Annotated in this window: 1 protein-coding gene; it reads right to left on the bottom strand. The window is 58.6% G+C overall.

Going from position 1 to position 442, the window contains the following annotated elements:
* The coding region (locus BWI93_RS27965; RefSeq protein ID WP_176454317.1) for a hypothetical protein at nucleotides 1–442 on the bottom strand (442 nt) is incomplete at both ends.

Genomic DNA, 442 nt, shown 5'->3' with positions numbered 1-442 from the left:
CTCAAGCTGGAAGGCATCTTTTTCACCCACCAGGATCGAAATTCGCACGTAGCGAACGCCCGCGGGCGGGGTGAACGTAGTGGCGTAGTTGATCGGACCACCGCTCACCCACGTGCCTGCCTCGGTGTAGTAAGACGTAAAACGCATCCCACTGCCGCCCGTTGTAGCCTTGCCAAAATAGGGCTGGCCTGGCGTCACCTCAATGAGCTGCGAGAGCGTGAACCGGCTGTCGGTCTGGGGACGTCCGGACTCATTCACGTACTGGCCGTCCAGCGAGGTGGCTTTATCGTATAGGTTCTTACTTTGCTTCCGCGTGATGAAGCTGGTCTTGGCTGGAGTGACCGCCCGATCCGCTAGCTTTTGAGCGGTTACGGCCCGGATCGCTAGTTTGGGGGAGCTGATACTAGCGTCGATAATGCCCGTGCTGTCTACCTTTACGCCC

The organism is Siphonobacter sp. BAB-5385, assembly GCF_002261125.1.
Lineage (GTDB): Bacteria > Bacteroidota > Bacteroidia > Cytophagales > Spirosomataceae > Siphonobacter.
The sequence above is the reverse complement of the archived record's forward strand: the minus strand, read 5'-3'. Positions and strand labels throughout refer to the sequence as shown.